This is a genomic window from Burkholderia sp. MBR-1, assembly GCF_013822785.1.
GTDB lineage: Bacteria > Pseudomonadota > Gammaproteobacteria > Burkholderiales > Burkholderiaceae > Burkholderia > Burkholderia vietnamiensis.
This window is the reverse complement of record NZ_CP053611.1, coordinates 881,251-904,280: the sequence shown is the minus strand read 5'-3', so window position 1 is coordinate 904,280 and position 23,030 is coordinate 881,251. Positions and strand designations below refer to the sequence as shown.

At 56.9% G+C, this 23,030-nt stretch carries 18 protein-coding genes; 13 read left to right on the top strand and 5 right to left on the bottom strand.

All coding sequences use genetic code 11. The features are described 5' to 3' along the window. Positions 1-13: 13 nt before the first annotated feature. The 12 genes from MBR110_RS28430 to MBR110_RS28375 all read left to right on the top strand — a co-directional run bounded on the left by MBR110_RS28430 (position 14) and on the right by MBR110_RS28375 (position 15,003). The gene (locus tag MBR110_RS28430; RefSeq protein ID WP_011880582.1) at positions 14-1,393 is read left to right on the top strand and encodes an undecaprenyl-phosphate glucose phosphotransferase; all 1,380 of its coding nucleotides are present in this window, start codon (positions 14-16) and stop codon (positions 1,391-1,393) included. Positions 1,394-1,449: 56 nt separating this feature from the next. After that, positions 1,450-2,622 (top strand): polysaccharide biosynthesis/export family protein, encoded by a 1,173-nt coding sequence (locus MBR110_RS28425; protein WP_080938793.1) that lies wholly within the window; start codon positions 1,450-1,452, stop codon positions 2,620-2,622. Continuing rightward, the gene (locus MBR110_RS28420; protein ID WP_011880580.1) at positions 2,619-3,059 is read left to right on the top strand and encodes a low molecular weight protein-tyrosine-phosphatase; all 441 of its coding nucleotides are present in this window, start codon (positions 2,619-2,621) and stop codon (positions 3,057-3,059) included. Before MBR110_RS28425 ends, MBR110_RS28420 begins: the two co-directional genes overlap by 4 nt. A gap of 2 nt (positions 3,060-3,061) precedes the next feature. Next, a complete protein-coding gene (locus MBR110_RS28415) occupies positions 3,062-5,275 on the top strand; it encodes a polysaccharide biosynthesis tyrosine autokinase (protein WP_175992505.1) in 2,214 nt (737 codons plus the stop codon). A 64-nt stretch (positions 5,276-5,339) separates the two neighbouring features. Continuing rightward, on the top strand, positions 5,340-6,458 hold the full coding sequence (gmd, locus tag MBR110_RS28410) for a GDP-mannose 4,6-dehydratase (protein ID WP_011880578.1): 1,119 nt from the start codon (positions 5,340-5,342) through the stop codon (positions 6,456-6,458). A 5-nt stretch (positions 6,459-6,463) separates the two neighbouring features. Then, complete coding sequence (locus MBR110_RS28405; RefSeq protein WP_059474603.1) at positions 6,464-7,414, top strand: GDP-L-fucose synthase family protein; 951 nt, start codon at positions 6,464-6,466, stop codon at positions 7,412-7,414. 23 nt (positions 7,415-7,437) lie between these two features. Continuing rightward, positions 7,438-8,832 (top strand): oligosaccharide flippase family protein, encoded by a 1,395-nt coding sequence (locus MBR110_RS28400; RefSeq protein WP_175658122.1) that lies wholly within the window; start codon positions 7,438-7,440, stop codon positions 8,830-8,832. A 105-nt stretch (positions 8,833-8,937) separates the two neighbouring features. Further along, positions 8,938-10,200 (top strand): hypothetical protein, encoded by a 1,263-nt coding sequence (locus tag MBR110_RS28395; protein ID WP_060081987.1) that lies wholly within the window; start codon positions 8,938-8,940, stop codon positions 10,198-10,200. A 92-nt stretch (positions 10,201-10,292) separates the two neighbouring features. Continuing rightward, positions 10,293-11,375 carry a glycosyltransferase family 4 protein gene (locus MBR110_RS28390; RefSeq protein WP_226103118.1) on the top strand — a complete coding sequence of 361 codons (1,083 nt, stop codon included), beginning with the start codon at positions 10,293-10,295 and terminating at the stop codon, positions 11,373-11,375. Then, on the top strand, positions 11,372-11,971 hold the full coding sequence (locus MBR110_RS28385; RefSeq protein ID WP_081055549.1) for a putative colanic acid biosynthesis acetyltransferase: 600 nt from the start codon (positions 11,372-11,374) through the stop codon (positions 11,969-11,971). The genes MBR110_RS28390 and MBR110_RS28385 overlap by 4 nt, the downstream gene beginning before the upstream one ends. A 60-nt stretch (positions 11,972-12,031) precedes the next feature. Continuing rightward, a complete protein-coding gene (locus MBR110_RS28380) occupies positions 12,032-13,267 on the top strand; it encodes a glycosyltransferase (protein WP_176025735.1) in 1,236 nt (411 codons plus the stop codon). A gap of 446 nt (positions 13,268-13,713) precedes the next feature. After that, positions 13,714-15,003, top strand: coding sequence for a hypothetical protein (locus tag MBR110_RS28375; RefSeq protein WP_011880571.1), 1,290 nt, complete (start codon positions 13,714-13,716; stop codon positions 15,001-15,003). Here the strand turns inward: MBR110_RS28375 and MBR110_RS28370 are convergent. Continuing rightward, a complete protein-coding gene (locus MBR110_RS28370; protein WP_146125901.1) occupies positions 14,974-16,092 on the bottom strand; it encodes a hypothetical protein in 1,119 nt (372 codons plus the stop codon). The genes MBR110_RS28375 and MBR110_RS28370 overlap by 30 nt on opposite strands. A gap of 1,232 nt (positions 16,093-17,324) precedes the next feature. Here MBR110_RS28370 and MBR110_RS28365 point away from each other — a divergent pair. After that, positions 17,325-17,933, top strand: coding sequence for a hypothetical protein (locus tag MBR110_RS28365; protein WP_155630329.1), 609 nt, complete (start codon positions 17,325-17,327; stop codon positions 17,931-17,933). A 124-nt stretch (positions 17,934-18,057) separates the two neighbouring features. Here MBR110_RS28365 and MBR110_RS28360 read toward each other — a convergent pair whose 3' ends face one another. The 4 genes from MBR110_RS28360 to MBR110_RS28345 form a co-directional block, all read right to left on the bottom strand. Further along, positions 18,058-19,212: a glycosyltransferase family 4 protein gene (locus MBR110_RS28360; protein WP_011880567.1), complete on the bottom strand. Its 1,155-nt coding sequence runs from the start codon at positions 19,210-19,212 to the stop codon at positions 18,058-18,060. Positions 19,213-19,466: 254 nt separating this feature from the next. Beyond that, positions 19,467-20,876: a UDP-glucose dehydrogenase family protein gene (locus tag MBR110_RS28355; protein ID WP_181709579.1), complete on the bottom strand. Its 1,410-nt coding sequence runs from the start codon at positions 20,874-20,876 to the stop codon at positions 19,467-19,469. A 31-nt stretch (positions 20,877-20,907) separates the two neighbouring features. After that, positions 20,908-22,173 (bottom strand): glycosyltransferase WbuB, encoded by a 1,266-nt coding sequence (locus MBR110_RS28350; protein WP_181709578.1) that lies wholly within the window; start codon positions 22,171-22,173, stop codon positions 20,908-20,910. A gap of 189 nt (positions 22,174-22,362) precedes the next feature. Then, positions 22,363-22,944 carry a phosphatase PAP2 family protein gene (locus MBR110_RS28345; protein ID WP_011880564.1) on the bottom strand — a complete coding sequence of 194 codons (582 nt, stop codon included), beginning with the start codon at positions 22,942-22,944 and terminating at the stop codon, positions 22,363-22,365. Positions 22,945-23,030: the final 86 nt, after the last annotated feature.

Genomic DNA, 23,030 nt, shown 5'->3' with positions numbered 1-23,030 from the left:
ACGGGAGATTGAAATGTTCGGTCTGCAAGGAATGATGGCTCGACTCGTCGATATCGCGGTGATCGTCGCCGGCTCGTTGCTGGCGTCGCAATTTCGCTATCAGACGGTTTCTGAATCGCACTTCGACAGCGCGCTGGTGACGTTCTCGATCGCCTTTGCACTCGTGCTGTTTCCGGCGTTCGGCGTGTATGAATCGTGGCGTGGGCGCTCGATGCTCAGGCTGAGCGGAAAGATCTCGCTCGCGTGGTTCGCCGTGCAGGCGTGCGGCATCGTGCTGATGTTCTCGCTGCATCGATCGGACGTGATCTCGCGGTTGTGGTTCGTCTACTGGACCGCGATGACCGGGAGTGCGTTGATCGCGTCGCGCATCGGCACGCATCTGTTCCTGCGCAGCGTCCGCCACGCGGGCATCAACCTGCGTCGTGTTGCCGTGGTGGGGCATGCGCAGCATTGCCAGCAGGTGATTCGCAACATCGAGGAGTCGCCGGCGAGCGGGTTTCGCCCGGCTGCGGTGTTCGATCTGCAGCCGGTCGTCGCGGGTGTTTCGCCTCGAGTGCCGGTATTCACGGAGCTCGACGAGTTCGCGAAGTTCGTGCGCGAGACCGGTGTGCAGGAAATCTGGCTGGCGCTGCCCTTGTCGGAGGAGGCGACGATCCTGCGGTTCGTCAATGCGTTCGGCGACGACCTGGTGAACATCCGTTTCATTCCCGACGTGCGCAGCGTCGCGCTGTTCGACGGCGAGATGGTCGACCTCATGGGTGCGCCGGCGATCAATCTCGTGGCATCGCCGATGCCGCGCCACGCGATGTGGAAGAAGGAACTGTTCGATCGCCTGTTCGCAGCCGTTGCATTGATCGGGCTGCTGCCGGTGATGGTCGTGATCGCGATCGCGGTGAAGTTGTCGTCGCGCGGGCCGGTGTTCTTCAAGCAGTACCGCAAGGGGGCCGATGGACGAGAGTTCCAGATCCTCAAGTTCAGGACGATGCGCGTGCACGTCGAGCAGGCCGGCGTGGTCACGCAGGCGACGAAGACCGATTCGCGCATCACGCGGGTGGGGCGCTTCCTCAGAAAGACCAGTCTCGACGAGTTGCCGCAATTCCTCAACGTGCTGCGCGGCGAGATGTCGGTGGTCGGGCCGCGGCCGCACGCGATCGAGCACGACCGGCTGTATCAGAAGGTCGTCGACGGCTACATCCATCGCTATCGGATCAAGCCCGGCATCACCGGATGGGCACAGGTGAACGGGTATCGCGGGGAAACCGATCGGCTCGAGAAGATGCAGAAGCGGGTGGAGTACGACCTTTATTACCTGCGGAACTGGTCGTTCGCGCTGGATATGCGGATCGTGTTGGCGACGGTGGCGAAGGGGTTGGTCAATGCGAATGCTTATTGAGCGGTGGTGGAAGTCGTGATTTGTCGCATCTCTAAACATAAACCGGGGAACACGAGATGAGATGTATTTTGGATCGGCGCGAGGCCAGGGCGACGGAAATCCGCCGTCTTGGCACACGAATCGTGATCGGCGCGGCGATGAGCGCGGCACTGTCGGCATGCTCGGTGGCGCCGGGCATGCGCATGTCGTCACAAGCGACATTGCCGGTTACAGGCGGCGATGAAAGTACTTCGCAGCAGAACCTGCAGATTCCGATCACCGATATCAACATGGCGTTGATTCAGGAGATGCGTGAGGCAGCGCAGCGGCTCGGCGAATCGCAGCTCAACGACCTGGTAGGCAAACCGGAGCCGTACACGCTCGGCGTGGGCGACGTATTGCAGATCACCGTCTGGGACCACCCGGAACTTGCAGCTGCGCAGGGTACGCAGACTTCGACGAATTCGCGGCCGTACGACCCTGTACAGGGGTTCGTCATCGACGACAACGGCAACGTGCAAATACCGTATGCCGGCAGCGTCCATGTCGCCGGTATGCGTATCGACCAGGCGCAACGTGTCGTTCAGGCCGCGTTGCAACGGGTGTTCGTGAAGCCCCAGGTTACGGTGCGCGTTTCCTCGTTTCGTGCAAAGCAGGTGTATGTGGACGGGGAAGTGCATACACCGGGCGTCATCCCGGTCAACGATGTCCCGATGACGTTGAACGAGGCGATCAACCGCGCGGGCGGATTCAGCCCGACGGCCGATCAGAGCCGGATGGTCGTCGTGCGAAATGGCAAGTCGTACCGTATCGACCTCACGCGGATGCTCGACCGCAACGTCAATCCTTCGAAGATCCTGCTTCGGAACGGCGATCTGCTGCGCGTCGTTTCGCGCGAGGACAACGGCGCGTTCGTGATGGGTGAAGTCAGCAAGCCTATTACGGCATTGCCGTTGCGGAACGGACGCCTGACGTTGAGCGATGCACTCTCGCAGGCCGGTAGCGTGAATAGCGCGAGTGCCGATGCCGCGCAGCTGTACGTGATACGCGGTGCGTCGGAAGCGAAGCCGCAGGTTTTTCATCTGAACGCTCACTCGCCGGTTTCGATGGTGCTGGCAAACCAGTTCGAGCTGCAGCCAAAGGACGTCGTGTATGTGGACGGCAACGCGCTCGTGCGTTTCAGCCGCGTACTGAGCCTGTTGCTGCCCGCGATCAACGCAGGTCTGACCGGCGCGGTGCTGACCAAATGATCGACACCATCCTGGTTGTGTGTGAAGGCAACATCTGCCGCAGCCCGATGGCGGAGGCGTTGCTGGCGCGCGCATTGCCGGCGGCCCGGATCAGATCCGCGGGATGTTCGGCGCTCGCGGGCCGGCGTGCCGATCCGCTCGCCGTCGAATTGATGGCCGAGCGCGGCATCGACCTTGGACAGCACATTGCCGTCGATCTGAATCTCGAACACATGCGATCGGCCGACCTGATTCTCACGATGACGCAGAGCCAGCGCAAAAGAATCGAAGCCGGCTATCCGTTCGCGAAAGGGCGTGTATTCCGGCTTGGCGAATTCGAACAGATCGATGTTATCGATCCTTATCGGCGCGGGCGACCGGCATTCGAGCTGGCTCTGACGCAAATCGACCAGAGCATGAAGCGCTGGGTCGACAAAGTGAATCGGATCAAGAATTGACTATGGAATCCGTAAATAAATCGAGAATCGTCGACATGCAGGACGGTGACGAGATTCACCTGTCCGACTATGTCGCTGTCGTCGCCGAGAACTGGAGACTCATCTTCGCGATTGCCGCATTCATCCTTCTGCTCGGCACGGTATACGCGTTCGTCGCGAAGCCGGCCTATCGGGCCGACGTGATGATTCAGGTCGAGGACAGTGCCAACTCGACGCAGAACGCGTTGGGCGAGCTTGCCTCGATCTTCGATACGAAGCAGACCGCCGACGCGGAGATCGAGCTGATTCGATCGCGCCTCGTGGTCGGTCACACAGTCGAAGCATTGCACCTCGATATCTCGGCGCAGCCGCGCTATTTTCCGGTGATCGGAGGCTTGGCGGCGCGCATCGCGGGCAGCCAGAAACTGGCGACTCCATGGTTCGGGATGACGCGCTTCGCGTGGGGCGGCGAGAAGATCGAAGTCACGCGGTTCGAGGTGCCGAAAGATCGCTATGACGCCAAGTATCAGCTCGTTGCCCGTGACGACAGCCATTACGAGCTCGTCAATCCGGAAGGCGATGTCGTCCTGAAGGGCACCGTCGGCCAGCTCGCACGCGGTGCGGATCAGTACGGCGCGGTGGAACTCGTCGTTGCGCGTCTTCGCGCGCGGCCGAACACGGATTTCGTTCTCACCCGCGCGTCGACACAGGCAACCATCAAACGTCTGCAGGACGCGCTCGTCATTGCCGAAAAGACGAAGCAATCCGGTGTGATCGGCGCATCTCTGGATGGCTCGGACAGCGTTCGCACTGCAGCGATCCTCAATACGCTCGCATCCACGTACGTCCAGCAGAACATCGACCGGAAATCGGCCGAGGCGGAACACACGCTTGCGTTCCTCGAACAGCAATTGCCGCAGTTGCGCAAGCAACTGGACCAGTCGGAAGACCGATACAACGCATTTCGCAACCAGAAGGGCACCGTCGATCTGACCGAGGAAAGCCGTCTTCTGCTCCAGCAGATCGTCGAAGGCAAGACGAAGCTCGTCGATCTCGAGCAGCAGCGTGTCGAGATGGCGCAACGCTTCACGGGCGAACATCCGGCGGTCGCGGCACTGACCGCGCAAATCGCGGCTCTCAATGCGCAGCAGGAGCAGTTGAACAAGCGCGTGCTGACGCTGCCGGATACCGAGCAATCTGCATTGCGCCTGTTGCGGGACGTGCGCGTGAATACGGAGCTTTACACCAGTCTGCTCGATAACGCGCAACAGCTGCGCATCGTCAAGGCAGGCCAGGTCGGCAATGTCCGTGTCGTGGACTTCGCAGTGGCTGCCGACGAGCCGGTGAAGCCGAAACGGCCGCTCATCATCGTGTTGGCCGCGTTGTTCGGGCTCGTGATCGGTACCGTGACGGCGTTTGCGAAGCACGCGTTGTTTGGCGGGCTGAAGCACAGCGATGAAATCGAGAAGGCGATCGATCTGCCGGTCTACGCCACGATTCCTCATAGCCAGGCGCAGATCAACCTGCAGCAGGCGATGGATCGAGGGCTGCCAGGCCCGCATGTGCTGGCAGCGCTCGAGACCGAGGATCTCGCTACCGAGGGCATTCGTAGCTTGAGAACGGCGTTGCAGTTTGGCCTGCTCGATTCCACCAATAACGTGATCGTCATTACCGGCCCTCGGCCGGATGTCGGGAAGTCGTTCGTGTCCGTGAACCTGTCGGCCGTTATCGCGAGCAGCGGTACGCGCGTACTGCTGATCGATGCGGACATGCGCCGCGGCAACGTTCATTCGTATCTCGGCGTGTCCAAGCAACCCGGCCTATCCGACGTCATCACGGGATTCAACCTCGACGACGCGATTCAGCGCGACGTCGTCACCGGTGTCGACCTGCTTCCGAAGGGATCGCTGCCGCCGAATCCCGCAGAGCTACTGCTGAGCGACCAGTTCAAGAGGCTTCTCGATGAAGTGTCGCGGCGCTACGACGTCGTGATCATCGACACGCCGCCGGTGCTTGCCGTCACCGACTCCACGGTGATCGGCCGATATGCGGGAGCGACGCTGCTCGTCGTCCGGCATGGACAGCACCCGCGGGCGGAGCTCGTCGAATGCGCGAACCGCCTGCGCGGCGGCGGCGCAGCCCTGAAGGGGGCGTTGCTGACGGACGTACCGCGGCATCGATTCGGTTACGGCAGCTATTACTCCGGTTACTACGGATACGAAAGCGTTTCAGAGTGAACAACATCGCGAATGTGTTTTTGCAATCGACACACAGGGCACGTCCATTTAGGAGCATCGAATCATGAATCGTAAAGTTGCTTTGATTACCGGCGTAACGGGGCAGGACGGCTCATACCTCGCAGAGCTGCTGCTTAACAAGGGTTACGAGGTGCATGGCATCAAGCGCCGCGCCTCTCTGTTCAATACCGACCGGATCGATCATCTCTATCAAGATCCCCACGTGTCGGACCGGCGCTTCGTGCTCCATCACGGCGACCTGACCGATTCGACGAGCCTCGTGCGCATCATCCAGCGTGTGCAGCCTGACGAGATTTACAACCTCGCGGCGCAGAGTCACGTTGCCGTGTCGTTCGAGGAACCGGAATACACGGCGAACGCGGACGGTATCGGCGCGCTTCGTATCCTGGAGGCCATCCGGATTCTCGGGCTAGAGAAAAAGACGCGCTTTTACCAGGCGTCGACGTCGGAGCTTTACGGTCTCGTGCAGGAGATTCCGCAGAAGGAGACGACGCCGTTCTACCCGCGCAGCCCGTATGCGGTCGCGAAGATGTATGCGTACTGGATCACCGTCAACTACCGCGAGGCATATGGAATCTACGCGTGCAACGGCATCCTGTTCAATCATGAATCGCCGGTGCGTGGCGAGACCTTCGTGACGCGCAAGATCACGCGCGCCATCGCACGTATTGCCGCCGGCCTGCAGGACTGCCTTTACCTCGGGAACATGTCGGCGCTGCGCGACTGGGGCCACGCGCGCGATTACGTCGAGATGCAGTGGCTGATGCTGCAGCAAGAGCAACCTGAAGACTTCGTTATCGCGACGGGGGTTCAGTACAGCGTGCGGGACTTCGTCAAGCAGGCGGCTGCCGAGCTCGGTATTACCGTGAGATTCGACGGCGAAGGCGTTGACGAGGTCGGCATCGTCGACAAGGTGGAAGGCTCGGAGGCAAAAGTGAAGCCCGGCGCCGTGATCGTGCGTGTCGATCCGCGCTATTTCCGCCCGACCGAGGTCGAGACGCTGTTGGGCGACCCCACCAAGGCACATGAAAAGCTGGGCTGGAAGCCGACGACATCGTTTGAGTCGCTGGTCACCGAAATGGTACGCGCGGACTATCAGGTGGCGAAGCGCGACGCCCTCGTGACTCTCGCGGGTTTCAAGACGTTCGAATACAACGAGTGAGCGCCATGAACAAGAACACTCGAATCTTCGTCGCCGGTCACCGTGGAATGGTCGGTTCGGCAGTCGTACGGAATCTCGACGCGAGGGGGTATGTCAATGTCGTCACGCGCGGGCGTTCGGAACTGGATCTGACGAATCAGAACGCCGTCGAGGAGTTTTTCCGGAAAGAGGCAATCGAGGTCGTCGTGCTGGCCGCCGCAAAGGTTGGCGGCATTTTGGCTAACGATACCTATCCGGCGGACTTTCTGTACCTGAACCTGATGATCGAGGCGAACGTCATTCATGCCGCGTATCGATCAGGGGTGCAGCGTCTGGTGTTTCTCGGCTCATCGTGCATCTATCCGCGCGACTGCCCGCAGCCGATCAAGGAAGCGTACCTGTTGAGTGGCCCGCTGGAAAAGACCAATGAGCCCTACGCTATCGCGAAGATCGCGGGTATCAAGCTTTGCGAATCGTATAACCGACAGTACGGGACGCGATACATTTCGCTGATGCCGACGAACCTTTATGGGCCGAACGACAACTACGATCTGCGGACGAGTCATGTGTTGCCTGCTCTGCTCCGTAAGGCTCACGAAGCAAAGGTCGAGGGGCGCGAGAGCCTGACCGTATGGGGAACCGGCCGCGTGCGGCGCGAGTTCCTGCATGTGGACGATATGGCTGATGCGACGATCTTCGCTCTCGAGGTCGGTTTGGAGTCGGGCTTGTACAACGTCGGATGCGGTTCGGACGTCACGATCGAAGAACTCGCCCGCGAGGCGATGCAGGCGGTTGGGTTCAATGGACGTATCGAGTTCGATACCACGAAGCCGGATGGCACCCCTCAGAAATTGCTCGACGTCGGCCTGCTCGCGCAGCTCGGCTGGCGCGCAAAGATCGGGTTGCGTGAAGGGTTGGCGTCGACGTATCAGGAATTCCTCCAGCGCCATGATGTAGCTGTGGCCGAGCGGATATAAGGTTTGAGTGGCGACGACAGACGATGCGATTCGACGAGAGTAGTGCGACGTGGGTATTTGTTCAGCAAGGCGTATCGCGCCTGCTGGTCGCGTTCAAGTTTTTTCTATTGGCGCGACTGTTGGGTCCCGAATCGATTGGGTTGATCGCCGCCGCTTTGATGGCGTTATCGATTGCGGAGTCTCTGACGGAGATGGGGCTCACACATGCGCTGATCCAGCAGCGCCAGGTGTTGGATCAGCGTGGCCTTGATGCGTTGTGGACGGCAAATGCCATACGCGGGGCACTGCTTTCGGCGGTGTTGTTCGCAAGTGCGGCGCCAGTCGCAAAATTCATGGGTATCCCGGAAAGCAAGACGCTGCTGCAGCTCGTCGCGCTGGTGCCGTTCGCACGGTGCATGACCAGCATGCGGGTTGCGATAGCTCAGCGCGAAAGAAGGTTCCGGACGGTGTCGATGCTGACGATGGGGTTCGTCGTGGCCGATTTCGCGATGTCCTCCGTTGCGGCACTTGCCTATCACGACGTGTTTTGGGTGCTGGCGGCGATGCCGGTGTCGGAATTTCTAAAAGCGGTCGCATCGCATGTGATTTTTTCATCCCGCCCGCGACTGAATTTCGACACGTCGCCGCTTGGGGGCGTCATGGGATTCGGCCGATGGATTTGGGCGTCCAGTCTGCTGATTATGGTCGTGAATCAACTTGATCGGCTCATCATCGTCAAGACATTTGGCGCACAAGCTCTTGGTTTGTATCAGACGACCAGTCGGCTGGCACAAATCGGTGTGGCCGATTTCGGCACCGCGTTGAACCAGTATCTGTTCCCGAATTTTGCGGAGCTCGCAAGAAAGGACAAGCAGCACGCCGTGAGATATGCCCTCGCCTTATTCAGTCATCTCGGCGCAATTGGGCTCGTGCTCGCTACCTACTTCTGTGTGGCGGCCCCCGAAATTGTCGATCTTGCCCTCGGGAGCAAGTGGAGCGCGGCGGTACCATTTTTCAGAATATTTGTCTATCTAATGGTGGCGAGCGTGCTTGCCGGGATGTTGAATGCATACCTTCGTGGCACCGGACGGCCGAGCCGTGTCGCGATTGCTACCCTGGCGCAGTTGATCGTGTTGGCGGCGCTTTCTGCGATCGCGGTGCCGTTGATTGGCGCGATTGGTGTCGCATTGGCATCTGCAGTTTCGGTCTACGTTTGCTGCGCAATAATGCTTCGAGAGTTGATTGTCGATGCGAGTAACGAAATCAGGCAATTGAGGCCAATCGCTACAATTGGTTTTTCTATATCCACAGCCGTTGCATTGTTCGGATATGTTTTGCCCAACCATCCATACCGAATTATATTGCTGGGTTTGTTGACTGTGCTCTCAATTATATTGCCAATGCGTAAATTGCGCTCCAGTTTTATATTGCCGGCATGAATTTGGACTAGGAATATCGTAAATTTCTCGTTGGCGCCATATTCATGTTGCGCAGACGAATCATTTCACCGATGCCACTTTGAATTTGAAGCGCAGGGGAGGCCAATGACGACGTTGATGATCGTCGAACCAGATGCGACCGGTCATCGCATGATTCTCTATGTGAGACTGATTGTTGCCGAAGCATTGTTGCGCGGCGTCGACGTAATACTGTTGACCACAAATGAGGCCCTGCTGCACGACGCGTGCAGAGCGGTTCTGTCGGAGTTCGCCGGTAGATTGAAGGTGGCTACGATGCCAGATCTCCCCGCGAGCGGAGGCGCCGGTCGCATCGGGCTGGTTCGTTCACAATATCGATGGCTGAAAGCATTCCGCGCTGGCTATCGCGATGTATCGCGACGCCAGCGTGTTGATTTTGCCTATGTGCCGTTCTTCAACAATATCGACAAGGTAATTAGCTGGTTTGGGTCGCCGTTTGGGTCGACGCCGTTTGGCGGGATGGTGATGGCGGCTAAATTCCACCATAGGTCGTGCGGGATTTTGGGCCCGGGCGCTGGTAAGCGTGACATCGTGAATGAGTTCCTGTTTCGTCGCACCCTTAAGACCCGAAACCTCGCGGTGCTTACCTCGATCGATGAGCCGCTCGCGGATTTCGCAAAGAAGGCGATCGGGCACGCCGGAGAGCGGGTGCGCTATGTCCCAGACGTGTCGTTCATTCAGCGGCCGGCGCCACGAGGGGCGGCTCGTGTCAGTCTCGGGTTTACGGCCGATGACTTTGTGATCTTGCTGTACGGCTCGGTGAGCCCACGTAAGGGACTCGCGAAATTGCTGAAGCTGTTCGATTCGCATGATCTGCCGCCGAATTTCCGCTTGCTAATGATGGGTGCACAAAGCGCGGACGCAAAAAATATGATCCGCGATTTCCTCGATCGGCGGCCAGAGCGGAGGAATTGCTTGGTGGTCGTTGACCGGTTCGTCACCCAAATAGAGGAGGGGCAAGCCTTTGCTTGCGCGGATGTGGTTTGGCTCTGCTATGAAAATTTCAGTGGAATGAGTGGTGTACTCATTCAATCGGCACAAGCGGGGGTGCCGGTTGTCACGGCGGGTTATGGCTTGATCGAGCACTATCGAGAAAGATATATGCTCGGTGTGCGCTGGAGCGATTTCGTAACGACGGAAAAAGGTCGCGAGTGCTACAACTGGAGCCGTCTCAGGAAAAGTGCGCAAGCCATGAGAGGCGGGGGACGACTATTTGCGTTCGCGAAGGCTCATACGCCGGAGGCGTTTGGACGCAATGTTATTAATGCAATCAGTGACTCGCAAAACTGGAAGTTCGATGTTTTGCAACGCGATGTGTCGCTGGAATAACAACCAAGGGTGGCAACGTGGTGAATCGAGAGGCATGGAATTCTCGCGTCAAGGGTGCGAAATCGGCCAAACCGTTGGCCACGAAGCGTACCGTGTTTTACGTTCAACCATTAATTGCGCGATATAGATTTGAAGTGATCTCATCGCTCCGGCAGCGCTTTAATGTGAAAGTATTCGCAAATATGCGTGGGGTCGAATCACATGGATTTTCATCGGAATACCCATCGTGCGACGAGTTCGTTGAGACGCCGATTACAACGATCCCCCGAACTCGCGCGAAATTTCAGCACGGCATCGCCTCGCGCATTTTATTTGAACGGCCTGCCGCGGTGTTCATTTTCGCGGATGTAACCTATGTTTCGTTGTGGTTGTCGCTCGCCCTGGGCCGGTTGATGCGCGTTCCCATTGTGGTCCATGGGCAAGGGCTATATCGTTATCCGAAGCCAGGGTTTTTCCGTTCGATCAGTTATCGCGCAGTCGTCGCCATGTCCTCGCGATATGTTTGCTATGGAGAATCGTCAAGAAAATCATTGGAACGTATTGGTTGCCGCAAAAAAAATCTGGATGCGGCGCACAACTCATTGTTGGTTGAAACAACAATAAATCCTTCCGAGAAAACTGGCGGCGAACCAGGGATATTGTTTGTTGGGCGATTGCGAGATGGGTGCAATGTCGAAATATTGATTCGCGCAGTCGAATCACTGGTAAGCGAAGGCCATAAGATTGTTCTTCATATTATCGGTGATGGGGAACTGCGTGGGAGTATGCAGCAAGCGTACGCCGGCCGTGCTCATGTGATTTGGCATGGTGCGGTATATGATGACTCCGAAATTGCAAACATTAGTAGAGCCTGCCGGATCGGCTGCTATCCGGGTGCCGCTGGGCTGAGTGTCGTGCATATGTTCGGCCTGAGCCTCCCCCCGTTGATACACGATCAGCTCCATATGCATATGGGACCAGAGCCGGAGTATGTGTCGCCGTTCGAAACGGGGTTCCTGTATGCCCGCGATGGCGGAGTAGAGGCATTAGCGGCTGTATTGCGGTCGGTGTGGGACTTGCCCCCGGCCGTTATACGCAAGATCGGGAAACGTGCTTTCTCGAAATATCGCCAATTGAACTCTCCCACTTTGGGCGAAAGGCTGGCGCAAATTGTAGACAATGTGGTTAATAAATGAATTCAGAGATCGATGACTTATCCGCTGCGCGTCGTAATGTAAATCGACAATATCAAGACTTGAGTACCTTCTCGGTACCGGTCGGATTTCGCGGACGTAGCGCAGCAGTCGTCCAGCTTTGGTGGATTTGTCAGAAAACCCTGTTCCACGCCTCGCCGCAGTTCATGTATGGCTGGCGTCGATTCTTATTGCGGTTGTTTGGTGCGCGCATTGGAAGAGGTGTGTTGATCCGACCGACTGTAACGGTGACCTATCCATGGAAAGTTGTCCTCGGTGATCATAGTTGGGTTGGAGACGATGCGGTGCTATACAGCCTCGCGCCGATCGAAATCGGTGCAAATGCCGTGATCTCTCAGCGATCGTATCTGTGCGGAGGGGATCACGACCCAACGCGCGTGGACTTCGCCATTCGCGGCCGATCGATTCGCGTTGAAGAGCAAGCGTGGATTGCGGCGGACGTGTTTGTGGCGCCCGGGGTGACCATCGGCCGGGGCGCATTGGTGGGCGCCCGTAGTTCGGTGTTCTCCGATTTACCAGAGGGAATGGTTTGCGTCGGGAGTCCTTGCCGGCCGGTCAGGCGACGGGTGTCGCGCTGAACGGCAATGATGGCGATTTAGTTGCTCCTGCGGTGTGGCAATTATCGAAGGAAGGTATCTGTGGGAAACAACGAGCTTATATTTGGACAGTACAGTACCGGCGCGCTCGTTCATAGCATCGCCGTCGTAACGCCATCGATATCGCGCAATGCCGGCGGATTGCTAGACGCGGTAAGCGGGCTCGTATTGCGATTACCCGAGAGCGGAATTGAACCGCATGTCTTCGGATTGGAAGATGCGTATACGCAGGAAGACCGTCACGCCTGGGGGGCTGTCCGTGTAACAACCGCGAAGGCGGTGGGGCCGAAATCGATCGGCTACTCCCCCGCAATGCGCCGTGCATTGTTGAAGTCGGACGTAGCGCTCGTTCACACGCACGGCATCTGGATGCATCCGTCTTCTGACGTGGTCGCGTGGCACCGCAAGCATCGGAAGCCGTATTTAATTTCGCCGCATGGCATGTTGGATCGTTGGATACTTCGTCGATCCCGCATCAAAAAGTGGATTGCATTGGCTGGCTACGAGCGCGCGCACTTGTCCGGTGCAACGTGCTTCCATGCATTGAGCCTTGAAGAAGCCAGGGGAATTCGCGACGCCGGATTCAAACAACCGATCGCGATCATCCCGAACGGCGTCGATATGCCGGTGACTGAGGTTCAATCGAGACCGCCTTGGTGGAACGGTAGCTATGAAGGAAAACGGCTATTGTTGTACTTCGGCAGGCTGCATCCCAAAAAGGGTTTGGACAACCTCCTGTCCGCCTGGAAGTCGATGTTTCAAGAAAACAAGCTCGGTCCGGGTCTCGAGCTCATTGTCGGCGGCTGGGGTGATCAGTCCTATATTGATCACCTACAGAGAATCGTCGAAACCCGAGCGGCAGATTATCGTGTTCGGTTCGTTGGACCACAATTCGAAGAAGCGAAGCGACAGACATACGCTGCCTGCCACGGGTTGATCCTGCCGTCGTTTAGCGAGGGCCTTCCTATGGTTCCGCTCGAGGCGTGGTCGTTGGGTGTGCCGTGTGCGTTGACCGATGCATGTAATCTTCCGGAAGGGTTCGACGCGGCAGCGGCATTTCGGATTCGGGAGGATGTTGAGGATATCAAGCGGTTCCTGGTTGCCTTTGGCTCAATGAGCGACAACGAACTCAGCATGATCGGGGAACGAGGACGTTCGCTGGTCGAGCAGCGTTTCGTATGGAGCAGCGTGTCGCAAAGAATGGCCGCAGTGTATCGCTGGATGCTCGGTGAAGCAGGGCGGCCGGACTGGGTGGTCCAGGGAGGGGAGCGGTTGTGATGCGCCGAGTCCGAGAGGCGGTGGGCAACGCCGATTCGCAGGTGACGTAGGTTGCGCGGTTGGCTGCCATGCCGCCTTCCCGGTAGTAAAGAGATCCGTATCGGCAGGGACCACGTATGCGTTTCTATAGAGATCCTGTGGTAATTGGCCCAACTGGATGGCCAGAATGCGAAATGCGCCAGTACCGCGCGCGAACTTGTACGGTCTCGTGTGTGTTAGGACCCCATGGTCTTGTGCGGCTTCGCTTCGATCGTCCTGGACCGGCGCAAGCATATTATCAACATCGAGATGTTCGTCGCCAATCGTCTCGCAACACACCTGATCTATTTTCAATACACAGCTGGCGTATTTCCCCATCTTGGCGGATTTGAGCTAGCTTGCTTTATTGACCGTCAAATTGGCAGCTCATAGAATGATGCAACAATCCCGAGACTCGGATCAATCCCATGAAGAAACCTAAACTAGTATCAATGTTTGCCGGGGCTCTCGTGTTGAATACGTTTTTGATGAGGCCGGCCGCACTAGGTCAGCAATATGTCTCGGTGGCAATGGTGCTTGGTTTGATATTGGTGGTTCTATATTTTTTTATGGCAGAGAAGAGGTCCGGTATTATTGAAAATAGGGTGGGTCTCGATTTCGGATTTGTGATCGCCCTTGTTCTCTTGTATTGGGCGTACGAATTTCCGTTGGGCATTTTAAGGGGGTCCGACGAGATACTGCTAGCAAAGGAGTTTGTGTCTACAATAGTCATTGTGGGTTGTTATTCTGCTTTCCTGGTGCGGCGCGATGAAAATAGAGAGTTTTTCAGAATATTTTCAACGGTTGTCGGCCTGTTGGGTTGGTCTGGAATGGTCACAATGACATTATCTTTGATTACTGGATTGAACGCGTTATATTTGTTCCCTATTCAAATTCAGGGCTATGAGTCGAGTCCGGCGGTAGTCGATGGCATGCAAACCGGAGCGGTTTACTTCCCATTTTCGATGCTGTACAGTCTCTATACGACGGGCGATATTCAGTTAAATAGGTTTAGTAATTTCTTTCGTGAGGCTGGGATTTATCAGGCGATTTCTATTTTTCTATTCGCATACGAGCGTTTTACCCGGAGATCGAGGTTCGTGACTATTGGGCTCATGGCGGGTGCATTGCTATCTCTTTCTACACTTGGCCTGTTGTTGCTTCCGCTGACGGGAGGGTTGGTGTACATAGCGCGCCGACGTGCGAATATGATCAGATTTTCGATCGCGATTGCAGTGGGAGTTGCGGCAATTGGTGTGCTCCTATTTGCTCCGGCTATTGGGTTGTCGGATAAAATGGATCAACATAGTGCTTCGGTAACCGAAAGATCCGAAGCAATTAGTCGTGGGATTGACTCGATTATGACGGACGGTTTCGGTACAGGCGTGTACAGCGGTACTCGGGCTGGGAATGCTATTTGCCTAATCGCGTCAATTTCATCAATCGGGATAATAGGATTTTTGATTCAATCTATATTGATTTCCGGTGCGCGTCCTGGTGATCGGATTTTCGGTAAAAAGGTTATAACTTGCTTTCCATTGTTTGTGACGGCACTTATTTCTCAGCCAATAGCGGGGGCTGGTATGACATACATTCTCGCGATGGTGGTGGTCCCGAGCATAGTGGAACAAAGGCAGCGCAAGGAATTCGAGCGTCTTGCGCTTTCGAAACATATGCAGCGCGGGACGTCAGTTTTTGATCATGTTGTTAAAAATTAAACTCTTTTGAGACTTTGTCGGTTCGATGCAGCCTATGAGGGTGTTGCTGGAAATATTGGACGGGCCGACAGAGTTTATGCATTGAGAGAAGTGAGCGATGTAATTTCCAGAGATGGTCGTATCGATCGTGACGGCATCTGGTAGAAGAATGCCTATGGTTTCAGGAGTGTCGACTACACCTTCGATGTGGTTTCCTGTCACCACAATCCTTGTAGTGGGAGCGGAGTCGTGGCTGATGTTGGGTTTTATGCCGATTTGGATGCCATTGTTTCGACCTTGGGCTGCTACATTGTTTCCGCTGATCGTTACTGCTCCGCTACAGTCTTCGATATGAAGTGTTCCATTTGAGCTATTGGCATTCGATGTCACCGAATTATTGCTGATGGTTATTTTGGTGGCGTGTGCGATATTAAGTGGCAAATCTAGTTTTAGAGTATTTGGAGTGATTGTATTTCCGTCAATAACGACATCTGAAACGTCTGCGTGCGGTGTGTTAACCCCAATTGTTGCGTCGATCAAAGAATTTCCGGTAATGTGAACGTGCGAAATAGGTTTGCCTGCCGCCCGAGTGCGAACATTTCTAGTTATGCCGTCTTGCACATTGAATTGTATTCCATAGCTGCAACCCTCGATCTGATTGTCCTCGACATAGAAACCACTCAGCCCCGTCCCGGTGATCCAGAGGCCATAGATGTTAGATTGAGATTGTGAGGTAATTCTCGTGCGGCACACGATATGATTTCGATAGAATCTTTGATTTGACGCGCCTGCGGCCGAGTTAGTGATTCCTAGCATTGCATCCCGGCCAGTATTAGACAGATCAAAGCTCGTTTCCGTAACGAACGTGTCCGAGCCGCCCCAGATGAATGCATTTGGGCTTTTAGTGTTGCTCAAATCGAATTTGATGATCGCACCTTCGCCGATAGTTGACACACCTCTAGCGTCGAGTTGCCCGGTGACTCGATATTGACGGCCCCTGAGAAATACGCTTGTTTTTTTGCTACGGGCAGCTGTATACATATTATTTAGTGCGGCTACGTCATCGGTGATTCCGTCAGCTTTGGCGCCGAATGCCAGCGGCGTGAGCATGTCGGAAGTCCCCGACATAGCTCTCGTATGTAATGCCAATGATGTTGCGCACTGTACAACGTCGGCGAGGCAGAAAAAGGACAGCGTAGTGGCGATTAATATGGTGCAGTGACTTTTGCGCATAAGACTCTCCAAAATAATGTTTGTTTGGGTCGACTTGCAAACATTTCGAGCTCGTCCTGACTCAGATGCATATAATGTGACGAGCGCCGGACGCGTGAGCGGCTTCGAATGGGGTGAGTCGAGTTGATTGGTGTTTGAATGGGGTGCTCGAACGCAAGAGAACGATGACCACACTTTAAGATGGACGCCATGGTTACGTCCACGGTCCGAAGCAGAAGCAAAGTGGAACGTAGCGCACATCCTATGCAGCGCGTGTTATATCACTAGATAATCGTATCCAGTGACAAAAATAACGGTCGGTGTTTGTTTCTGAAAGAATGCGACGACCATGAGCACTGCGCTCACACAAAGCATTTCGACGCCCCCGACCATGCGAAGCCTGAATTGTCGAGCATGTGCTGCGGTAGATACAAGCAAGGCGGTCGGTTGCAGCGATGAGCGCTGGGTATCTTAGGTCAGATTGAGGAGTGGTAGCTGCCATTAAGTTGATCGAATCAGACTATTGGGGTCGACCTTGCCGAATTGAGACATTTGCGCTGCATCTTATGATGCAGTGTAATCAATACGAAAGCAAACCGAGCGGCACATATTTCCCTGTCTCGGTCCGATTGATATAGGGCGCCGGCCGGCGGTCATTTTCGGTAGAACTCGTTGGAACTAAGCGTGCCGAAGTCGCCGCCCCTCTGACGGGAGATCGAACGTCTGCGGATTGATGGGTATCGCTACGGCACCATGCGCTCCGGTCAGAACCCCGTCGAGACCGTGTTGATAGCTATCCCACCGGTTCGGCTTAGCGCGGCGGGAGTTGCATTGTCATTGCTATGTGTCACTCGCCGGAGTCCGATCTTGCGCCTTCTGCCATTGCCGCTGTCTCGCATAGGAGCAGCACGGTATCTGAAGCGGCCGACGAAAACTAATCCAAACATCCGACGGTACAAAGTTTCGTGACGCACGACGTGTCGCAGCCGAATACGACACGTTCGATAGTGGCCGATAACGCGTCAATAATGTCGGATAGATAGGGCGCCTGTCGTGCATGCTTTGAAAGACTATGGCGAAGGACACTGGCGTCCTCGGTAGCATCTATAAAAAATTCCTATTGATCTGATATGAAAGCAATATATACACGGGCGGCCATTCCGTTGGTAATTTTGCTGGTGCATATTTCGACCGCTACCGCGCAGAATATCGGTGTGAAGAAAATGCCGCGCCAAATCGATCACTCGATGGCGGCGAGAAGTGAGGTTACTTTGAACCGAGGCCTCACATCTGCGTATGAGGAAACCGAGAGCGGTGCTGGGGGGCGGAAGGAAAGTGGTTTCGCGAAGGGTGATCAAACTCGTAGAGTCACCAGTTCACCAGGAACGTCTATAACCCGATTTTTGGGCGGGCCGAAAGAATACACCGAGCGATATTACTCTAATCTGGGCAGTGAATTCAACGGGCAAGGAATTGCGGACGACTTCAAGGACTACAAGCCGACACCACAAGAGGGGTTGCTGTCGGGTCAATCTACGGTGCGTGGTAATGGGCCTTCATCGGGCATAGCTACGGCGGCGGGGTGGCGCGATAAGGGTGCACACTTGCATAATAGACAATCGTTCGATGGTATCTCGACCGTTGCGACGTCCGAATTGTATGGCACAAGGCGATCGTTTCCAGTTGGTGTGCGCAGTAGCGTTTATCTCGGTGGCCCTATATATCGCTCACCCTGGTGATTTTTAAGTTTGTTGTAATATTTTTAAATTATAAAATTTACGTGAAATCGGCATCCTCGACGTATAAATTTATCGTGAATATTGGATAATGTGATTTGGGCGATGAGAAACTCTCCGACTATGCTCATTTTCTAGTGTAGGCATCTGCATACACTTCTACCAGTTTGTCGACATACTGGTCCCAGTTGTGCGTTCGCGCCGCTGCGGAAATAGCCTCCACGGAGAATCGTTCGAGTTTTTCCGGGAAACTGGCTATTTCATTTATGGAGTTCGCCAATTCTGCGGCGGACCCAGCATGAATGATGGTCCCACTGCGCCCATGTTCGATGATTTCGGAGGCGCCAGACTCATGCGTCGCGATGATGGGAAGTCCGGCCGCCAACGCCTCACATAGAACTACCGCCAGCCCTTCTTCCAGAGAGGGAAGCACGAAAAGATCGGCTGAGTTGTAATGCTTATTGAGCTCGGCGTTGTCGACGCGGGGGATATGTGTAAAGAGGTGCCGATAGGGGGCCAGCAATGATTCAATTTGTGGGTCGACTTTGCCGATCAGTGTGACATGAAAGAAATTGCTATTGAGTTTTTTAACAGCCTCAAGAAGATAAAGCTGGCCTTTGCGTAGGTTGATTTGGCCTACGCACAATATGTTGAGGCGGTCTTTCGGTTTTTGGCGTTGTCCTAGCGGATAAAATCGCTTCACATTGGCGGCGTACGGGATCACATGGATGATATCGGAAGGTGTCCCTTGTTGAATGAGCGAGTCCCGCACAATTGACGAAGGTGCGAGTAAGTAGTCGTACATCGCAAGTTCTTCGATCAGTCTTTGTTGTTGGCGGTTGATCGTTTTGGAGCGGGGTAGCCCACGATTTGCTTCTTCGGTCGCGAGGATTCTTTCGCGGTAGATCGGGTGCGTATTGACAACTTCACCTATAGCGATCGAGCCTTCCCGTTTGGCTTTCTGGACGAGCTGTCTTGATGTGCCATGTGCCATGACGTGCAGCAATTGAACGGGGCGCCACTTTGATCTGGCGCCGAGCTGCCACAAATCGTGATACGCAGGATAGAGCAGATCACTGAATCTGTTCTTCAGAAATTTCGCATGCGCCCGGACGGCGTATTCCTTTGGCCAGATATTGACGGCTCGGCCCCGCGATAGCGAAAACGCGGAATTGTTGATTCTGTGAGAATAATAAAACGTATCTAGAATGCCGGCCCGGTCCAATTTTTCTATATAGTTGTGGAAGTGAAACCGACCGCACACTGCGATGCTGACCTTCATAAAATAGTGTCCGTGTGAATGTACGTCGCCCTGTCGCTAGAGAAGCGACACGCCATTTCGTACGTACGTCGATCTTCTCGGCAACAGGATATCCGGCTCTTGGCGTAATTCGACCCGGTTGTATTTTGACGTCGATGATTCAGGGCCCAGCGAAAGGGCGGGGGTCGAGTCGGGCTTAATCAATCGTCGTTTCATAACGACACGAAATTGGTTTAGAGCCGCGGTGGTATCGCCCCCCTCGAACGATTGTTCGCTCAGCCTCTTGCCGCCTTCAAGGTTCTGACCGATTTACTAGTTCGCACCGAGTGGGGCCGCCCAATACTGTAATACTCAACCCCCAACTCCCCCATCGCCTCCGGCTCATAAAGATTCCGCCCATCGAAGATCACCGGCTCATTCAGCAGTTCCACCAGCGCTGCGAAATTCGGGCTCTTGAACACCTTCCACTCGGTAACGATCACCAGCGCGTCGGCGCCGGCCGCAGCCTCTTCCGACGTCGCAACGAACTGAAGCCGCGCATGCGCCCCAGGATCGTCGCCAAGATCGAGCGCGAGCACACGCCGCGCTTCCTCCGTCGCAACCGGATCGTAAGCGCGAACGCTCGCACCACGCTTCAGCAGCCCGGCGATCAGATCGCGGCTCGGCGCTTCGCGCATGTCGTCGGTATTGGGCTTGAACGCCAGCCCCCACAGCCCGAACGTGAGCCCCGACAGATCTTCCCCGAACCGCTCCGAAATCTTCTCGAGCAGCACCTTCTTCTGCGCATCGTTGACCGCTTCGACGGCTTCCAGAATCCGCAGCGACTGACCGTATTCGGCAGCGGTCTGCACCAGTGCACGCACGTCCTTCGGAAAACACGATCCGCCGTAGCCGACGCCGGCATACAGGAAGTCGTAACCGATCCGCGGATCCGAACCGATGCCGCGCCGCACGGCCTCGATATCCGCGCCGACGCGATCGGCCAGATTCGCCAGCTCGTTCATGAACGAGATGCGCGTCGCAAGCATCGCGTTCGCCGCATACTTGGTGAACTCGGCCGAGCGCACGTCCATATAGCGCGTCCGCTCATGATTGCGGTTGAACGGCGCATACAGCCGCTTCATCTGTTCGCGCGCACGCTCGCCGGCTTCATCGGAATCGGTGCCGATCACGATGCGGTCCGGGCGCATGAAATCGTCGACGGCCGCACCTTCCTTCAAAAACTCCGGATTCGACACGACCGAGAATTCATGGCGCACGCCGCGCCGCGCGAGCTCGGTCGCGATTGCATCGCGCACGTGCAGCGCGGTGCCCACCGGCACGGTCGACTTGTCGACCACCACCTTCGCGCCGGTCATGTAGCGCCCGATGTTGCGCGCAGCGGCGAGCACGTATTGCAGATCGGCGGAACCGTCCTCGTCGGGCGGCGTACCGACGGCGATGAACTGGATGTCGCCGTGCGCGACGCTCGCTTCGATATCGGTCGAGAACTGCAGCCGGCCGCTCGCGCGATTGCGATCGATCAGCTCCTTCAGGCCCGGCTCGTGAATCGGTACGCCGCCGCCGTTCAGGATGTCGATCTTGCGTTGGTCGACGTCGACGCAAAACACGTCGTTGCCGATTTCGGCGAGGCAAGCGCCAGTGACGAGGCCTACGTAGCCGGTACCGATGATGGTGATCTTCATGTTGCGGTATGGAGAAGAGTCGAATGCAGTTTCAGAAATCCGGATGCCGTGCGCCGGGGACTTCGGCGTCGGACGGCGCGGGACGCAATGCGTGCAACTTGGCATCGAATGCGCTCAACACCGCGTCGCGCGAAAGCACGGCCTCGGCGAATTTGCGCCCGGCCTGCCCCAGTCGGGCGCGTTCGGCCGCATTCGCGGCGAGCGCGTCGATCGACGACGCAAGCGTTTCGGCATCGCCCGGCGGAACCACGATCCCGCGCGGCGCAACAACGTCATGCAACTCGGTGCCGGGGCTCGCCATCGCGATCACGGCCCGCCCGCTGGCGAACATGCCGGTCAGCTTCGACGGCATCACGAGATCAGCAGCGTCGGCGCGCTGGGGCAGCACATGGATGTCGGCGAGATTCAGCAGCTCGTTCAGCCGGCTGATCGGTTGCAGCTCGAGAAAGCGGCAGTTCCTGAGGCCGCCGCAGCGCATCAGAAGCTCCGCACGCGCCGGCCCGTTGCCGCAGAAGACGAACACGACGTCGTCTCGCATCACGAGTCGTTGCGCCGCGTCGGCCAGGATATCGAGCCCTTGCTTCGCACCCATGTTGCCCGAATAGAGCACGATCGTCGCGGTGGGAGAGATGTACAGCGAGGTCCGCAATTCGCTCGGCCGCTTGAGCGGATAGATCGAATGCGTGTCGGCCCAGTTCGCAAAATGGACGAGCTTGTGCGGCTGAATGCCCTTGCGCATCGCATGTTCGATCATCTTCCCCGAGATCGTCGATACGGTGTCGAACCGCTTCAGCAGCGTACGTTCGAGCGCAAGCACCGCACGCTTGAGCAGCGATCCCTTCAGCATCCCGAGGCTGAATGCGGCATCGACCTCGTAGTCCTGGATGTGAATCCACGCATGCGCGCCGGTGAGGCGCGCGACGAGCCAGCCGGCCGGTGCATTGAGCAGGCTCGGCGCGATGCACACGACGACGTCGGGCCGCCACAGCGCCTGCCGCAGCATGATCGGAAAGCTCGACAGCGCGAAGCTCGCCAGGTGCGCGATGCGGCGCATGCCGCTCGGTCGCGACGGCACCCACAGCGGCGCACGCCAGAGCGCGACGCCGCCGCGCTCTTCGGTCGAGTAGCGCAGCGCCGAGTAACCGCTGGCGACGCGCCACTCGGGATAGTAGGGCGGCGCGCACACGACACGCACGGTGTGGCCTTTCTCGACGAGCGTTTCCGCCATCTCGGCGGTGTACTTGCCGATGCCGGTCAGCTCGGGCGCATAGTTGATGCCGTAGACGAGGATCTTCATCGGCTCCCAGCGAAAATAGAAAATGGTGCAGTGCGTGATGAACTCATTGTCGGTAATGCCAATCGTGCGAGTCCGACAGAATGTTGATCGGTGCCGCCAATCGTCGGCCGCGACCGTGCAGCACCACAAGCGTCGTCGCGCATCGCCGGTCGCATGTCGAGCCCGGCAACCTCCGCGCACGTCCCCCGCTCACATCCCCCTTGCACAAACCACCGGCGCATACACGTCGATCGCATCCTGAATCGCCGCATGCCGTCCATACGCAAGCGCCGCCACGGCGCATACCGACACCACCGCGAGCGGCCGCAATACGGGCGGCAGGATCGGTGCATCCGTCCATCGTTTCAGTAGCACGACGGTGACGAGCACACCGAGCATCCAGCCGGCCATCACTTCGGACGCGGTATGTGCGTCGTCGCGTGCGCGCGCCACGGCGATCGTCGCGGCAAGCGCGAGCCCCGGCAACAGCGCGCGCACCGTACGCGTGTTCCAGCCGTCGTGCAGCATCAGCAGGCACGCCATCGGCCACACGGCCGCAGCGAGCAGGGCATGCCCGCTGATCGCGCGGAAGTGCACCGCGCGAATCTGCACGCCGCATCCCGCATGAAGTATCTTCGTGACGCCGACGAGCAACATCGCCGCGGCGAGCAGCGTGGCCCACGACAGCGCAATGCGCCAGCCGTACAACGAGCGCGTGAGCCACGCGAAACACACGGCGGCGAGCGGGAGCGTCAGCGCAGCGTCACCGAGGTTGCCGATGGCGGTCCACATGTGCGGTCCTCGCTGCGCGACGCCGCAATGTCCGCGGCACGTGGCGTGAAAGATCGGTCGCACGATGCGCCGCGGTCCGCGGCGCG

Coding starts and splice junctions, on each gene's coding strand:
- MBR110_RS28400 (WP_175658122.1), top strand. CDS start 7,438: ATGCGATTCGACGAGAGTAGTGCGACGTGGGTATTTGTTCAGCAAGGC.
- MBR110_RS28395 (WP_060081987.1), top strand. CDS start 8,938: ATGACGACGTTGATGATCGTCGAACCAGATGCGACCGGTCATCGCATG.
- MBR110_RS28405 (WP_059474603.1), top strand. CDS start 6,464: ATGAACAAGAACACTCGAATCTTCGTCGCCGGTCACCGTGGAATGGTC.
- MBR110_RS28360 (WP_011880567.1), bottom strand. CDS start 19,212: ATGAAGGTCAGCATCGCAGTGTGCGGTCGGTTTCACTTCCACAACTAT.
- MBR110_RS28415 (WP_175992505.1), top strand. CDS start 3,062: ATGGAATCCGTAAATAAATCGAGAATCGTCGACATGCAGGACGGTGAC.
- MBR110_RS28420 (WP_011880580.1), top strand. CDS start 2,619: ATGATCGACACCATCCTGGTTGTGTGTGAAGGCAACATCTGCCGCAGC.
- MBR110_RS28370 (WP_146125901.1), bottom strand. CDS start 16,092: ATGCTCACGCCGCTGGCATTCGGCGCCAAAGCTGACGGAATCACCGAT.
- MBR110_RS28425 (WP_080938793.1), top strand. CDS start 1,450: ATGAGATGTATTTTGGATCGGCGCGAGGCCAGGGCGACGGAAATCCGC.
- MBR110_RS28350 (WP_181709578.1), bottom strand. CDS start 22,173: ATGAAGATCCTCGTCTACGGCATCAACTATGCGCCCGAGCTGACCGGC.
- MBR110_RS28355 (WP_181709579.1), bottom strand. CDS start 20,876: ATGAAGATCACCATCATCGGTACCGGCTACGTAGGCCTCGTCACTGGC.
- MBR110_RS28345 (WP_011880564.1), bottom strand. CDS start 22,944: ATGTGGACCGCCATCGGCAACCTCGGTGACGCTGCGCTGACGCTCCCG.
- MBR110_RS28365 (WP_155630329.1), top strand. CDS start 17,325: ATGAAAGCAATATATACACGGGCGGCCATTCCGTTGGTAATTTTGCTG.
- gmd (WP_011880578.1), top strand. CDS start 5,340: ATGAATCGTAAAGTTGCTTTGATTACCGGCGTAACGGGGCAGGACGGC.
- MBR110_RS28385 (WP_081055549.1), top strand. CDS start 11,372: ATGAATTCAGAGATCGATGACTTATCCGCTGCGCGTCGTAATGTAAAT.
- MBR110_RS28430 (WP_011880582.1), top strand. CDS start 14: ATGTTCGGTCTGCAAGGAATGATGGCTCGACTCGTCGATATCGCGGTG.
- MBR110_RS28375 (WP_011880571.1), top strand. CDS start 13,714: ATGAAGAAACCTAAACTAGTATCAATGTTTGCCGGGGCTCTCGTGTTG.